Origin of the sequence: Kitasatospora sp. NPDC057518 (genome assembly GCF_042802075.1) — a bacterium.
In the GTDB taxonomy this organism is placed as follows: domain Bacteria; phylum Actinomycetota; class Actinomycetes; order Streptomycetales; family Streptomycetaceae; genus Kitasatospora.
Genome location: NZ_JBHVEU010000037.1, coordinates 1 through 14,030, shown reverse-complemented (window position 1 = coordinate 14,030; position 14,030 = coordinate 1). Strand labels below are relative to the sequence as shown.

The 14,030-nt window shown below is 74.3% G+C and carries 10 protein-coding genes; 5 read left to right on the top strand and 5 right to left on the bottom strand.

Features of this window, described 5'->3' with window-relative positions; translation table 11 throughout:
- Nucleotides 1–27: 27 nt before the first annotated feature.
- The 3 genes from ACFU7Z_RS06230 to ACFU7Z_RS06220 are packed head-to-tail and all read right to left on the bottom strand — an operon-like array spanning nucleotide 28 to nucleotide 2,652.
- Nucleotides 28–972 (bottom strand): ABC transporter substrate-binding protein, encoded by a 945-nt coding sequence (locus ACFU7Z_RS06230; RefSeq protein WP_049655460.1) that lies wholly within the window; start codon nucleotides 970–972, stop codon nucleotides 28–30.
- A 10-nt stretch (nucleotides 973–982) separates the two neighbouring features.
- Nucleotides 983–1,501 carry a GNAT family N-acetyltransferase gene (locus ACFU7Z_RS06225; RefSeq protein WP_049655459.1) on the bottom strand — a complete coding sequence of 173 codons (519 nt, stop codon included), beginning with the start codon at nucleotides 1,499–1,501 and terminating at the stop codon, nucleotides 983–985.
- Nucleotides 1,498–2,652 (bottom strand): LLM class flavin-dependent oxidoreductase, encoded by a 1,155-nt coding sequence (locus tag ACFU7Z_RS06220; protein WP_074001437.1) that lies wholly within the window; start codon nucleotides 2,650–2,652, stop codon nucleotides 1,498–1,500. Before ACFU7Z_RS06220 ends, ACFU7Z_RS06225 begins: the two co-directional genes overlap by 4 nt.
- Before the next feature lie 639 nt (nucleotides 2,653–3,291).
- Between ACFU7Z_RS06220 and ACFU7Z_RS06215 the strand changes: the two genes are divergently transcribed.
- On the top strand, nucleotides 3,292–4,245 hold the full coding sequence (locus ACFU7Z_RS06215) for an amino acid ABC transporter permease (protein ID WP_380776543.1): 954 nt from the start codon (nucleotides 3,292–3,294) through the stop codon (nucleotides 4,243–4,245).
- The gene (locus ACFU7Z_RS06210; RefSeq protein WP_380776541.1) at nucleotides 4,242–6,182 is read left to right on the top strand and encodes an FAD/NAD(P)-binding protein; all 1,941 of its coding nucleotides are present in this window, start codon (nucleotides 4,242–4,244) and stop codon (nucleotides 6,180–6,182) included. Before ACFU7Z_RS06215 ends, ACFU7Z_RS06210 begins: the two co-directional genes overlap by 4 nt.
- A 66-nt stretch (nucleotides 6,183–6,248) precedes the next feature.
- Here ACFU7Z_RS06210 and ACFU7Z_RS06205 read toward each other — a convergent pair whose 3' ends face one another.
- Entirely contained in the window at nucleotides 6,249–8,108 is a 1,860-nt protein-coding gene (locus ACFU7Z_RS06205; protein WP_380776539.1) for a protein kinase, read from the bottom strand.
- Nucleotides 8,109–8,285: 177 nt separating this feature from the next.
- Here ACFU7Z_RS06205 and ACFU7Z_RS06200 point away from each other — a divergent pair, with 177 nt between their 5' ends.
- Nucleotides 8,286–10,565: an FdhF/YdeP family oxidoreductase gene (locus tag ACFU7Z_RS06200; RefSeq protein WP_074001433.1), complete on the top strand. Its 2,280-nt coding sequence runs from the start codon at nucleotides 8,286–8,288 to the stop codon at nucleotides 10,563–10,565.
- Between the two features lie 70 nt (nucleotides 10,566–10,635).
- Here ACFU7Z_RS06200 and ACFU7Z_RS06195 read toward each other — a convergent pair whose 3' ends face one another.
- Nucleotides 10,636–12,177, bottom strand: a complete 1,542-nt coding sequence (locus ACFU7Z_RS06195) for an NlpC/P60 family protein (RefSeq protein ID WP_074001432.1) — start codon at nucleotides 12,175–12,177, stop codon at nucleotides 10,636–10,638.
- A gap of 336 nt (nucleotides 12,178–12,513) precedes the next feature.
- On the opposite strand from ACFU7Z_RS06195, the gene ACFU7Z_RS06190 reads away from it, so the two are divergent.
- Entirely contained in the window at nucleotides 12,514–13,692 is a 1,179-nt protein-coding gene (locus ACFU7Z_RS06190; RefSeq protein WP_380776537.1) for an anion permease, read from the top strand.
- Nucleotides 13,693–13,718: 26 nt separating this feature from the next.
- Nucleotides 13,719–13,973, top strand: a complete 255-nt coding sequence (locus tag ACFU7Z_RS06185; protein WP_380776536.1) for a hypothetical protein — start codon at nucleotides 13,719–13,721, stop codon at nucleotides 13,971–13,973.
- Nucleotides 13,974–14,030 lie beyond the last annotated feature (57 nt).

The window sequence follows — 14,030 nt, the reverse complement described above, 5'->3', positions numbered from 1 at the left end:
GGGGGTCTCCTTCGCTCGGGCCGGCGCTCAGGCGTGCTCGGGCGGGCTGATCTGCGACTCCTTGATCGCCGACTCGGCGACCCCCCACTTGCGCAGGATCCGCTCGTACGTCCCGTCCTTGATCAGCTGGTTGACCGCCGCCTGGAGGGCCGGGGCGAGCTTCGAGCCCTTCTTCAGGGCGAAGCCGACGTCGAGGCGGTGGAACTCGTTGAGGAAGCGGGTCCCGGAGGCCTCCTGCGCGACCTGGTGGCGCAGGCCGTTGATGGTGGACATCTCGATGTCCACCCGGCCCTGCTGGAGGCTGGTCAGCAGGGCGCCGCTCTCGCTGAACGCCTTGACCTCGTACGGCTTCTTCCCGGCGTCGGTGCAGACGCTCTTCCGGCTGTTGAGGGTGGTCTCGAAGGTGGTGCCGGCGCCGGTGCCGATGGTCAGTCCGCACAGCTGGACCAGGTCGGTGACCGGCTGGATCGCGGTGTTGTCCTTCTTCACCGCGAAGCCCTGGCCGTCGTCGATGTAGGTGACGAAGTCGATGGTCTTCAGCCGGGCCGCGGTGACCCCGAAGTTGCCGGTGCCGACGTCGTACTTCCCGCTGTCCAGGGCGGGCAGGATGGTCTCGAAGGCGGCCTGCTCGCGCTGCACGGTCAGGCCGAGCAGCCTGGCCACCGCGTCGGTGAAGTCCACGTCGATCCCGGCGGGCCTCCGGTCGGCCTGGTCGGTGTAGAAGGCGCTGGGCGGCGTGCCGAAGGACGAGCCGAACCTGATCGTGCCGGCGGCGCGGACGTCCTCGGGCAGCAGCGCGGCGGCGGCCTGCGAGGTCCTGAGGCCGGAGACGAGGTCCTCGGTGGCGGCGGCGGACGGACCGCCCGCCGCCGCGCCCGCGATCTTCGGGTCCGAGCCGCAGGCGGCCAGGGCCAGGACCGGCAGCAGGGCGGCGGTCGCGAGCAGGCGGCGGCGGACGGTGCTGGTTCTCACGGGGGGCCTTTCAGGGAGTGTGGGCCAGAACGGGCGACTGCGGTCCGAGGACCGGCAGCCGCTTCTCGAAGGGGAGCGGGCCGATGGTCAGCGGATCGGCCGAGACGTCGAACAGCGGGGTGTAGCCGGCCGCCAGGTAGAGGTTCCTGGCCTCGGGCTGGCGCGGCCCGGTGGTGAGGTAGAACCGGCTGTAGCCGGCCGCGACGGCCGTCCGCTCCAGCTCGGCCAGCACCCGGCGGGCCAGGCCCCGGCGGCGGTGCGCGGAGTGCGTCCACATCCGCTTCACCTCGGCGGTGCGCTCGTCGTAGCGCTTGTACGCGCCGCCGGCCACCGGTTCGCCGTCCTCCAGCAGGAGCAGCAGCACGCCGTGCGGCTCGGCGAAGGCCTCGCCCGGGTAGCGGGTCATCTCCTGGTGCGCCTCGGGGCCGTACCGGGTGACGTACTCGTGGGTGAGCTCGCGCAGCAGCGGTTCGACCAGGGGGTCGTCGACGGACGCCTTGCGGAACTCCCACCCGCCGGCCGCGCTCACGCCTGCGCCGCGATCAGCTGGTGGCGGTCGCGCTCGGCCCGCTCGGCCCGGGCGGCCCCGGCCTTGGCGGCGTCCCGCTTGGCGACCTCCTCGCGGACGATCGGGATGACGTACCGGCCGAAGTCGATCGCGTCGTCCAGCAGGTGGTAGCCGCGCGCGGAGAGGATGTCCACACCGAGGTCGTAGTAGTCGAGCAGCGCCTGGGCGACCGTCTCCGGGGTGCCGACCAGCGCGTTGGAGTTGCCCGCCCCGCCGGTGGCCGCGGCGGTCGGGGTCCACAGCGCGCGGTCGTAGCGCTCGCCGGCCTCGGCGATCTCGATCAGCCGCCGGGAGCCGGTGTTCTCGGGTGTCACGGCCTCGGGGACGCCCTCCGGCCGGTCGGCGCCCCGGCGGGCCCGGATCGCGGCCACCGTCCGGTGCGCCTTCTCCCAGGCCAGCGCCTCGGTCGGCGCGATGATCGGCCGGAACGCCACCTGGATCCGCGGCACGTCGGTGCGCCCGGCGGCCCGGGCCGCCTCCCGCACCCGCTCGATCTGCTCGGCGGTGCGGGCCAGCGGCTCGCCCCACAGGCAGTAGACGTCCGCCTCGGCGCCGCCGGCCGCGTAGGCCGCGTCCGAGGAGCCGCCGAAGGAGACCCCGGGGCGCGGCTGCTGCACGGGGAAGACGTCCGAGACGAAGTCGTTGAAGCGGTAGTGCGGGCCCTCGTGGTCGAAGGGCTCCCGGCTGGTCCAGGCCTTCTTGACGATGCCGATGTACTCGCGGGTGCGCTCGTAGCGCTGGTCCTTGGTCAGGAAGTCGCCCTCGCGCTGCTGCTCGTGGTCGTTGCCGCCGGTGATGAAGTGGACGGTCAGCCGGCCGTCGCTGATCCGGTCGAGCGTCGCGAAGGTCTTGGCCGCGAAGGTCGGGTAGGAGACGTTCGGCCGGTGCGCCAGCAGGATCTGGAGGCGGTCCAGGTGCGAGGCGAGGAAGGCCGCCGCGGCCGCCGGCTCGGGGGCGCCGGCCCCGTACGCGAAGAGCACCCGGTCCCAGCCGTGGTCCTCGTGCGCCCGGGCCAGCCGCAGGGTGTAGTCGCGGTCGAAGGCGGCGGTGGTGCGGGCGGTGGTCTCCGAACCGTCGCCGGTGGCGGCGATGCCGAGGAATTCGACGGGCATGGCGGAACCTTTCGGGGTGGGTGGAGGTCCGGTGGACCGCGGGTGGGCGGCACCGGAGGCGGCCGCGGCGGGGCGGCCGTCGAGCGGGTGACGGTGGGAGGGGTGCGGGAGCGGAGGTGCCGGGCGACGGGAGGGCCGGAGCGCGGGAGGGCCGGAGCGCAGTGCGGGGTCATCGGCGGCAGCGGGGGCCTGACGCGTCGCCGGTCGTCGACGACGGATCCGGCCGCGACGGGGCGGTCCGAGGGAGGGCTCTCCCCGCCGGGGGATCAGGCCGGACGGGCGGCCCGCTGCCGGGTCAGCCGCGACACGCCGCGGACCACACCCGACCGAAGTCGATGTGGTCGCGGGTGACCAGGGGCTGCTCGGCGTACATGGCCCCAAGTTGAACAGTCGGCCGATCGGTACGTCAACCATCCATCATTGCCGCACTGTTGCGATCTCCTGTCGGTTTTTCGACGCGCTTCGACGAAGCCGTCCGGCACCCCCGACCACCCTTGACAGCCGTCGATCGCGCGTGCGTACGATCGACGCGGAGTGCAGTGCCACGCGCCGGCCGTGTTGAGGGACACGGGCCGCCGCCCCCGTACGTGACCACCGCCGTACCTCTCCCCGCCCGCACTCCGCCCAGGAGCCGCCGCCATGGCCACCCCGCAGGACGTCCTGCCCGCCCCCACCCTCCTCGACCGCCCCGACGCGCCGCCCGCCCCCGAGGCCCGGATCGTCGCCCGCCGCAAGCCCGGCCAGTGGGCCGCGGCCGCCGTCGCCCTGCTGCTGGCCGCGATGGCGGTCAACTCGGTGGTCCGCAACAAGGCCTTCCAGTGGAGCGTGGTCGCCGACTGGTTCACCGCCCGCTCCGTGCTCGACGGCCTCGCCCTGACCCTCTGGCTGACCGCCGCCACCCTCGCCCTCGGCTTCGTGCTCGGCACCGTCCTCGCCACCATGCGGCTGTCCGACAACCCCGTCCTGCGCACGCTCAGTTGGGGCTACATCTGGGTGTTCCGCTCCACCCCGCCACTGGTGCAGCTGCTGTTCTTCTTCAACATCGGCGCGCTCTACCCGACCCTCGGCCTGGGCATCCCGTTCGGCCCCGAGTTCGTCACGGTCAAGACCGTCAACCTGATGGGCCCCACCCTCACCGCCGTCATCGGCCTCACCCTGCTGGAGACCGCGTACGCCGCCGAGGTGATCCGCGGCGGCATCCTCTCCGTCGACCGCGGCCAGCTGGAGGCGGCGGCCGCGCTCGGGCTCGGCCGGTGGCGGGTGCTGCGCCGGATCGTGGTGCCGCAGGCGATGCGGGCGATCGTGCCGACCGCCGGGAACATGCTGATCGGCGCGCTCAAGGGCACCAGCATCGTCAGCGTGCTGGCCGTCTCCGACCTGCTCTACTCGGTGCAGCTGGTCTACCTCCAGTCGTACCAGGTCATCCCGATGCTGATGGTCGCCACCATCTGGTACCTGGTGGTCACCACCCTGCTGTCCATCGGCCAGTACTACGTGGAGCGCCGCTTCGCCCGGGGCGCCACCCGCGACGGCCTGCCGCCCACGCCGCTGCAGCGGGCCCGCGCGGCCCTCGTCAAGGTGGTGCGGGCATGACGGAGCTCGTCATCGTCGGCGCCGGCCCGCGCGGCACCGGGCTGCTGGAGCGGATCGCCGCCAACGCCGCCGAACTCCTGCCCGCCGACCGGCCGTTGGCGATCCACCTGGTCGACCCGTACCCGCCGGGCGCGGGCCGGATCTGGCGCCACGACCAGTCCCCGCTGCTGCGGATGAACTCGATGGCCGAGGACGTCACCATGTTCACCGACGAGCGCTCCACCCTCGAAGGACCGGTCCGCCCCGGCCCCTCGCTCGCCGAATGGGCGCCCCGGCAGGAGGAGTTCGCGCCCTACCGGGAGGTCGCCGACCCGGCCGTCCGGGCCGAGCTGCGCACCCTCGCCCCCACCGACTTCCCCACCCGCCGGGCCCAGAGCGCCTACCTGGACTGGGTGTTCCGCCGCGCCGTCGCCGAACTGCCGGCCCACGTCACGGTCACCGTCCACCGCGACACCGTCCACCGGATCGAGGGCCCGGCCGACGGCCCGCAGACCGTCCACCTCGGCGACCGGACCCTCGCCGCCGACCACGTCGTGCTCACCCTCGGCCACCTCGACTCCGTCCCGCACCCGCGCTACGCCGCCGACGCCCGGTTCGCCGCCCGGCACGGCCGCTTCCACCTCCCGCCCGCCTACTCCGCCGACGCGGCCGACGACCTGGCCGCCCTCGCCCCCGGCGAACACGTGGTGCTGCGCGGCCTCGGCCTCGCCTCGGTGGACCTGGTCGCCCTGCTCACCGAGGGCCGCGGCGGCCGCTTCGAGCCCACCGGGGACGGGCCCGCGCTGCGCTACCACCCCTCCGGCCGCGAGCCGGTGCTCCACCTCGGCTCCCGGCGCGGCGTCCCGTACCACTCCAAGACCGGCTACCGCCTCCAGGGGCCGCCCGCCCCGCTCCCCCGGTACTTCGACGAGGCCGCCGTGGACGCCGTGCTCGCCACCGGCGGACAGCTCGAACTGCGGCGCGACTTCTGGCCGTTGATGGCCAAGGAGATCGCCTTCGGGCACTACCACGAGCTGTTCCACGCCCACCCCGGGCGCACCGCCCTGCCCTGGCCGGAGTTCCTCGCCCGCTACGACCAGCACGCCTGGTACTCCCCCGAACTCGCCGCCCTGGTCGCCGAGGCCGTCCCCGACCCGGCCGACCGGATCGACTTCGAACGGCTCGACCACCCGCTGGCCGGGCTCGAACTCGGCACCGACGAGGAGCTCCAGGCGCACCTGCGCGGGTACGTCACCGCCGACGCCGACCGCCGCGCCGACCCCGCGCACAGCGCCGACCTCGGCGCCTTCCTCGCCCTGCTCTCGCTGTTCGGCCGGCTCCCCCGGGTCGTCGCCAGCGGCCGGCTCACCGCCCGCTCCCTCGCCGAGGAGGTGGACGAGTGGTTCTTCGGCTACTTCAGCTTCCTCGCCTCCGGCCCGCCCGGGTTCCGGCTGCGCCAGCTGCTCGCCCTCTCCGAGGCCGGGGTGGTGCGCTTCCTCGGCGCGGACGTACGGATCGAACGGGACGAGGCGAGCGGCACCTGGCGGGCCTCCGGCGCCACCGTGCCCGGCCACCACGTCACCGCGACGGCCCTGGTCGAGGCGTACCTGCCCAAGCACGCGCTGGCCCGCACCCTGGACCCGGTGCTCGGCGAACTGCACCGCACCGGACGGATCGTCGAGGAGGTGGTCACCGACCCGGACTACACCCACCGCTCCGGCCTGGTCACCATCGCCGCCGCCGACAGCCGGCTGCTGGACCCGGCCCTCGGCGGCGCCCCGCACCCGCGCCGCACCGCCCTCGGCCCGCACACCAGCCTGCGCGCGGCCGCCGCCTTCGCCCGCCCCCGCACCGACGCCCCCGGCTTCCGGCAGAACGACGCCGCCGCCCGCGCCCTGCTCCGGGCCCTGGCCGCGCTCCCGGCGGCCGCCCCGGCGCTGGCGGCGTGCGCACCGTGACGGCGGTATCGGCCTGAGCACCGCGGCGACGGCACCGGCGTGGCCTGGGCGCCGTGGCGGCGGCGCTCAGGCTCCGAAGATCTCCTCCACCAGGTCCTCGTCCGAGACGTGGTCCGGCGCGTCGAACACCACGTCCGCGACGCCCTTCAGGCCGATCCCCCGGTCCAGCGCGTCCATGCAGGCCCGGGCCTGCTCGTCGGTGGCGAAGTCCCACACCCGCAGCCGCCGCACCAGCACCAGCGCCTCCATCGGGCTCATCCGCGGCGTCCGGCGGCGCGGCCCCGGCCCCTTGCGGCCGGCCTCGGCCAGCTGCCGCTGGTAGCCGGCCAGGTCCTGCCAGGCCTGCACGGTGCTCGGGTGCTGCTCGCCCAGCACCCGGGCGAGGTCCGGCAGCAGCCCGTGCAGCTGGATCACCGCGCCCTGCGGGTCGCCCCGGTTGGCCTGGTGCAGCGCGAGGTCGTGCCGGGCCTTCAGGACCCGGGGGTCGTACGGGCCCCAGGCGGCGTGCAGGTCGGGCAGCAGCTCGTGCATCAGCCGGATCGTGGTGATCGGCGCACCGCTCTCGCCGACGCACCAGACCAGGTGGTAGCGAGCGCCGAGGGTGTCCGGGTCGAGCGGGCCGAGCGCCGAGCGCATGTCGCCCACCAGGGCGGTCAGCAGCCGGATCGCGCCGTTCAGGTCCCCGGTCCGGCTGAGGTACCAGGCGAAGTCCCGCCAGGTGCACAGGGTGTCCCGGTCGCTCGCGCCGAGCACGGTCACGCACTCCTGGGCGACGGTCTGCAGGAGCATCGCCGACTCGCCGGCCGTCGCCGCCCGGTACGCGGCCGACCGGCGCTCGCGCAGCCCGGCCCGTACGGCCTCGGAGGGCGGCGCGGCCGTCACCGGCGGCGTGGTCAGCGGCGGCAGCACCGACGGGACGGCGGGCGGCGCGGCGGGAGCGGGAACAGCGGGCGCGGGAACGGCAGGCGGCACGGTGGGCGGGGGAACGGCGGGCGCGGGAACGACCGGCGGGGCGCTCGGCGGAGGCGGCACCACCGGTGCCGGGCGCTCCACCACCGTCGGCACCGGCGCCGGCGCACCCGCCCGGCCGCCCGCCCACCCGGCCAGCTCGGCGAGCCGCCGCTCGACCGTACGGGCGTCGGCCGGCCGGTCCGCCGGGTCCTTCGCCAGCAGCTCCGCGACCAGCCCGGCCACCTGCGGCGGCAGCCCGAACTGCGCCGGGTCCAGCGGCGCGGGCACCTCGTTCAGGTGCTGATACATCAGCACCGGCGTCGAGTCCCCGCCGAACGGCCGTGCCCCGGTGAAGAGTTCGACCAGGACGCAGCCCAGCGCGTACAGGTCGGCCCGCCCGTCCACCCGGCCGCCGGTCCACCGCTCGGGCGCCATGTACGCCGGGCTGCCGACGATCGTCCCGGTGGTGGTCAGCCCGCCCGCGCCGGTGTCCAGCTGGGCGATGCCGAAGTCCAGCACCTTCAGGTGCCCGGCGTCGGTGATCATCACGTTGTCCGGCTTGATGTCCCGGTGCACCATGCCCGCGTCGTGCGCGGCCGCCAGCGCGCCGCTGATCTGCCGCCCCCAGCGCAGGCTGAGCCCGGGCTCGGGCACCCCCGCCTCCAGCACCTCGGTGAGGGTGCGGCCGGTGAGCAGCTCCATCACCAGGTAGGTGACCTCCTCGCCGCCGAGCTCGCACTGCCCGAGGTCGTGCACCGTGACGATGTGCGGGTGCGAGAGGTTGCCGGCCGCGCCGGCCTCCCGGACGAACCGCAGCGCGGCCTTCGCCCGGTCGCCGCCGTGGTGCCCGATGACCTTGACCGCCACCGGCCGCCCCATCCGGGTGTCCTCGGCCCGCCACACCACCCCGAACCCGCCCTGCCCGAGCTTCTCCACCAGCTCGTACCGGCCGTCCAGGACGTCCCCGACTCGCACGCGCGCTCCCCTCCCGCCATGACGCCCAGACTCTACCGACGCCGGCCGCCGCCCTTCGCCCCGCCGTCGCCCCTCCCCGCCCACCCCCTCCCCCGGCCCCCGGCCAGGTGGAAGGATGGAATCGAACCCCCGCACGAAGGCGGCGGTACGCACCAGCAGAGCCCGAGGAGAGCGGCCATGGCCAAGCAGGCCCCGCAGAGCGACCCGGCGCAGGACGCCCCCGAGGTGTCCGCGCCCCAGCACGCCGCCGCCGGGCTGCCCGCCGTCGGCCACAGCCTGCGGATGGCCGCCGAGCAGATGGGCGCCCGCCGCACCCTGGCCACCCTGCTCAAGGTCAACCAGCAGGACGGCTTCGACTGCCCCGGCTGCGCCTGGCCGGAGCCGGACAAGCCGCACACCGCCGAGTTCTGCGAGAACGGCGCCAAGGCCGTCGCCGAGGAGGCCACCGAGCGCCGCGTCCGCGCCGAGTTCTTCGCCGCCCACCCGGTCGCCGACCTGGCCGAGCGCTCCGGCTACTGGCTGGGCCAGCAGGGCCGGCTCACCCAGCCGATGCTGCTGGACGAGGGCGCCACCCACTACACGCCGGTCTCCTGGGACGACGCCTTCGCGCTCGTCGCCGAGGAGCTGAAGGCCCTGGACACCCCGGACGGCGCCGCCTTCTACACCTCCGGCCGGACCAGCAACGAGGCCGCCTTCGCGTACCAGCTGTTCGCCCGCCGGCTCGGCACCAACAACCTGCCGGACTGCTCCAACATGTGCCACGAGTCCTCCGGCTCGGCGCTCACCGAGACGCTCGGCGTCGGCAAGGGCAGCGTCAGCCTGAAGGACCTCTACCAGGCCGACCTGATCATCGTGGCCGGCCAGAACCCGGGCACCAACCACCCCCGGATGCTCTCCGCGCTGGAGCGCGCCAAGCGGGCGGGCGCCACGATCGTCAGCGTCAACCCGCTGCCGGAGGCCGGCCTGGAGCGGTTCAAGAACCCGCAGCACGCGCGCGGCCTGGTCGGCCACGGCACCAAGCTGACCGACCTCTTCCTGCAGATCCGCCTCGGCGGGGACCTCGCACTGTTCCGCGCGCTGAACCGGATCGTCCTGGAACAGGACGGCGTCGACCGCGACTTCGTCGCCGAACACTGCTACGGCTTCGAGGAGTTCGAGGCCCAGGCGCGGCGGACCGACCGCGCCGAGGTGCTCGCCGCGACCGGCCTGCCCTGGGAGCAGATCGAGGAGCTCGGCCGGCTGGTGCTGAAGTCCGAGAAGATCATCGTCTGCTGGGCGATGGGCCTCACCCAGCACAAGCACGCCGTGCCGACCATCCGCGAGGTGGTCAACTTCCTGCTGCTGCGCGGCAACGTCGGCCGCCCCGGCGCCGGGGTCTGCCCGGTGCGCGGGCACAGCAACGTCCAGGGCGACCGGACGATGGGCATCTTCGAGCGCCCCGGCGACGCCTTCCTGGACGCCCTGGGCCGGGAGTTCGGCTTCGAGCCGCCGCGCGAGCACGGCCTCGACTCGGTGGACACCATCCGCGCCATGCGCGACGGCCGGATCGGGGTCTTCTTCGCGATGGGCGGCAACTTCGTCGCGGCCACCCCGGACACCGAGGTCACCGAGGCCGCGATGCGCAACTGCCGGCTGACCGTCCACGTCTCCACCAAGCTCAACCGCTCGCACGTGGTCACCGGCGCCCGCGCCCTGATCCTGCCCACCCTCGGCCGCACCGACCGGGACGTCAGCGCACGCGGCGCCCAGTTCGTCAGCGTCGAGGACTCGATGGGCCAGGTGCACGCCTCGCGCGGCGGCCTGCGCCCGCCGGCCCCCGGCCTGCTCTCCGAGACCGCGATCGTCTGCCGGCTGGCCCGCACCGTGCTCGGGCCGCGGGACACCGTGCCGTGGGAGGACTTCGCCACCGACTACGACACCCTGCGGGACCGGATCGCCCGCGTCGTCCCGGGCTTCGAGGACTTCAACGAGAAGGTCCGCCGCCCCGGCGGCTTCACCCTGCCGCACGGCCCCCGGGACACCCGCACCTTCCCGACCGCGACCGGGAAGGCCAACTTCTCCGTCAACCCGCTGACCGCCCCCGAGGTCCCGCCGGGCCGGCTGCTGCTCCAGACCCTGCGCTCGCACGACCAGTACAACACCACGATCTACGGCCTCGACGACCGCTACCGCGGCATCAAGGGCGGCCGCCGGGTGGTCCTGGTCAACCCCGCGGACGCCGAGGAGCTGGGACTGACCGACGGCGGGTACGTCGACCTGGTCGGCGAGTGGAGCGACGGCGTGGAGCGCCGCGCCCCGCACTTCCGGGTCGTCCACTACCCCGTCGCCCGCGGCGGCGCGGCGGCCTACTACCCCGAGACCAACGTGCTGGTGCCGCTGGACTCCACCGCCGACATCAGCAACACCCCGACCTCCAAGGCGGTCGTGATCCGCTTCGCCCCCGACAGCGGCGCGTAACCCCGAGCACCGCGAAGGCCGCCCCGCGTCCGGTGACGTGGGGCGGCCTCCTCGTTGACTGTCCGGCGCGTCAGTGCGTCGGGGTGCCCAGCGGCAGCGTCGCCGTCGCACTGCCCGCGGCCGTGGCGGTCGCCGAGCCGGTGCCGCTCGGGCTCCCCGTCGGGGTGCCCGTCCCGGTCGGGGTGGGCGTGCCGGTCCCGCTCGGGGTGCCCGGCCCGGTCGGCGTCCCGGTCGGGGTCGTGGTCGGGGTCGTGGTCGGCGTGCCGCCGGTCGGCGTCCCCGGGTCGGTCGGCGTACCGGTGCCGCCCGGCGTGCTCGGCGTGCCCGGGTCGGTCGGCGTGCCCGGCACGGCCGGCGGCGTCACCGTGCCGCCCGTGGCCGGCGGGGCCGGCACCTGGTTGGCCGGGCTCGGCGCGATCGGCGTCACGGAGTCCCAGTTCGCCGGGAGGTCGGGCACCTTCCAGGCGCCGCCGGCCTCGTCCGCCGCACCGGTCGGGTCCGGCCGGACGGCGCCGAGGATCGGCATCGAGCCGATCGGCGAGATCTTGATGAACGCCCCGGGCCGCGGCGCCTGCACGATCAGCCCGCCACCGATGTACATCCCGATGTGCGAGGCGTCCTGGAAGTACACCACCAGGTCGCCGGGCCGCAGCTGGTTGAGCGCCACGTGCGGCAGCTGCGCCCACTGCTCCTGGCTGGTGCGCGGGATCGGCCGGCCGGCGTGCAGCCAGGCCTGCGAGGTGAGGCCCGAGCAGTCGTAGGCGTCCGGGCCGGTGCCGCCCCACAGGTACGGCTTGCCCACCTGCGCCAGCGCGAAGGCGATCGCCCCGCGCCCCTGCTGGGAGGGCGTGCGCTCGCCCTTGCCGAGCGCCCCGGAGGCGAGGAACGCGAGCTGCGCCTCGTCCGCCTTGGCCTTCTCCAGCTGCTCCAGCTCGGCCCGCTGGGCGCCGGTCAGGGTGGCGACCGTCTGCTCGACGGCGGCCAGGTCGGAGGCGGCCTTGGCCTTGGCCGCGTCCTGCTGGGCGACCAGCGCCTGGGAGGTCTTCAGCGCCTCCTCGGTCTGCTTCTTCAGCCCGTCCAGCGCGTCCCGGTCGCTCTTCAGCTTGTCCAGGAACTCCGACTGCGAGCGGCTGGCCGAGGCGAGCAGCTCGGCGATGACGACCGCCTCGTACGGGTCCTTGGAGAGCAGCAGCTCGGCGTAGGCCGAGGCGGACCCGTTGCGGTACTGCGCGGCGGCGAGCTGGGAGGCGATGTCGGTGCCGGCGTCGACCTGCTTCTGCTGGCGGTCCTGCCGGCCCTGGAGGTCGGTGAGCGAGGTCTGCTGCTCCGCCGCCTTGGCGACGGCGCCGTTGTACTGCTCGGTGGCGGCCTCGGCGCTCTGGTAGAGCGCGTGCAGCCGGTCGAGCAGCGGGCCGAGGGTGGCCTTGGCGTCGGCGAGCGGGTCCGCGCCGGCGACGACCTGCCCGGCTCCCGGGTCGGGTGCGGCCCAGGCGGCCGCCGCGCCGACCGGCAGCGCGAGCGCCGCGGCCGCGAGGACGGCTCCGCAGCGCAGTGCCGCCCGTACCCAGGGCCGTACGCGTGCCGTCTCCGCTCTCTGTCCCGCCCCGCCCATGACTGGTCCTCCCCGCCGCGCACTGCCCCTGTCCCGGCTTCCCGGATCCCGCAGATCCTCCCACGGGTTACTCACCGGAAACAGGGCGCATGCGGACTGGGAGGTTAATTCTCGATTGACCTGTGAGACAGCTCTCAGCAAACCGGGTCGAACCGGCGCGTTCTTCGCTAATGTCCTGCTCAGCGCGCCGTATGTCACCCCGACGAAACCCAGTGGTCACTGCGAGTCAACCATTGGAACCACGATTCCCGACCCAGTTCACCTTCCGTTTACCAAGCAGACCTACGGTCGCGACGTCACCAACGTCCGTGCGACAACTACGACGATTGTTTGGGTATGGAACACATCTCGTTCCTGGTAGCCGTTGTGATCATCACGGCGCTCGCCTTCGACTTCACCAACGGGTTCCACGACACCGCCAACGCGGCCGCCACCGCGATCGCGACCGGGGCCCTTCGTCCGAAGGTCGCGGTCACCATCGCGGCCCTGCTCAACTTCGCGGGCGCGTTCCTGTCCGTGAAGGTCGCCACCACCATCTCCGGCGGCATCGTCAACGAGAAGGCCGGCGTCCATCCCGAGATCATCTTCGCCGCCCTGGCCGGCGCGATCCTCTGGAACCTGCTGACCTGGCTGCGCGGCCTGCCGTCCAGCTCCTCGCACGCCCTGTACGGCGGCCTGATCGGCGCCACGATCGTCGGCGTCGGCACGAGCGGCGTCAACTTCGACACCGTGGTCACCAAGATCCTCATCCCGGCCGTCGCGTCCCCCTTCGTCGCCGGACTGGCCTCCTGGGGCGCCACCAAGCTGGCCTACGCGATCACCCGCAAGGGCAACACCGCGACCACCGAGAAGGGCTTCAAGACCGGCCAGGTCTTCTCCTCCTCGCTGATCTCGCTCGCGCACGGCACCAACGACGCCCAGAAGACGATGGGCATCATCACCCTGACCCTGGTCTCGGTCGGCGCCCTGCCGCACGGCGCGCTGCCCCCCACCTGGGTGATCGTCTCCGCCGGCGCGGCGATCGCGCTCGGCACCTACATGGGCGGCTGGCGGATCATCCGCTCGATGGGCAAGGGCCTGGCGGACATCCGCCCGCCGCAGGGCTTCGCCTCCGAGTCGGCCGCCGCGACCGTCATCCTGACCTCCTCGCACATGGGCTTCGGCCTCTCCACCACCCAGGTCTGCTCCGGCGGCATCATGGGCGCCGGCCTCGGCGGCCCGAAGGGCGAGCTGCGCTGGAGCCTGGTCCGCCGCATGGTCTACACCTGGGGCCTGACCCTGCCGGCCGCCGCGGTGGTCTCCGGCGGCGCCGCCCTGCTGGCCGAGCAGGGCAGCTGGGGCGTCGCCCTGGTCGGTGCCGTGCTGGTGGCCGGCGCGGCCGCGATGTGGGTGATCTCCCGCCGCCAGCCGGTCGGCGCGGACAACGTCAACGACGTCGACGTCACCCCGGTCGAGGTCGCACCGGCCGGTACCGCGAACGCCCCCACCCCCGCCTCGACCACCGTCGCGGCCTGAGCGCCACCGGCTGAGGAGCACTCACCATGCACATCAAGTGGAACGCCCTGGCCCAGACCGCCGGTCTCAGCTTCGGCATCACCGTCGCCGTGGTCGCCGTCTTCGCGCTCGGCATCCTGGCGCTGTCCCGCCGCGAGGCCTCGGTGAGCGCCGCCGGTACGGGCGAGGGCACCGCCGGGGCCGCGGGCGGCGGGCGGCTGGCCCTGGCCGGCGCGTACGTCTGCTTCGCCCTGTGCGGCGGGGTCGTCCTCTACGGGCTGTCCCTGATCGCCGGCCACTAGCCACACGCGCCACGCACGACGGAACGGGCCGGGGAGTGTCTCCACACTCCCCGGCCC

Bases quoted from the DNA above. Each gene is read 5' to 3' on its own strand.
- ACFU7Z_RS06220 (WP_074001437.1), bottom strand. From the start codon at position 2,652: ATGCCCGTCGAATTCCTCGGCATCGCCGCCACCGGCGACGGTTCGGAG.
- ACFU7Z_RS06185 (WP_380776536.1), top strand. From the start codon at position 13,719: ATGCACATCAAGTGGAACGCCCTGGCCCAGACCGCCGGTCTCAGCTTC.
- ACFU7Z_RS06210 (WP_380776541.1), top strand. From the start codon at position 4,242: ATGACGGAGCTCGTCATCGTCGGCGCCGGCCCGCGCGGCACCGGGCTG.
- ACFU7Z_RS06200 (WP_074001433.1), top strand. From the start codon at position 8,286: ATGGCCAAGCAGGCCCCGCAGAGCGACCCGGCGCAGGACGCCCCCGAG.
- ACFU7Z_RS06215 (WP_380776543.1), top strand. From the start codon at position 3,292: ATGGCCACCCCGCAGGACGTCCTGCCCGCCCCCACCCTCCTCGACCGC.
- ACFU7Z_RS06195 (WP_074001432.1), bottom strand. From the start codon at position 12,177: ATGGGCGGGGCGGGACAGAGAGCGGAGACGGCACGCGTACGGCCCTGG.
- ACFU7Z_RS06190 (WP_380776537.1), top strand. From the start codon at position 12,514: ATGGAACACATCTCGTTCCTGGTAGCCGTTGTGATCATCACGGCGCTC.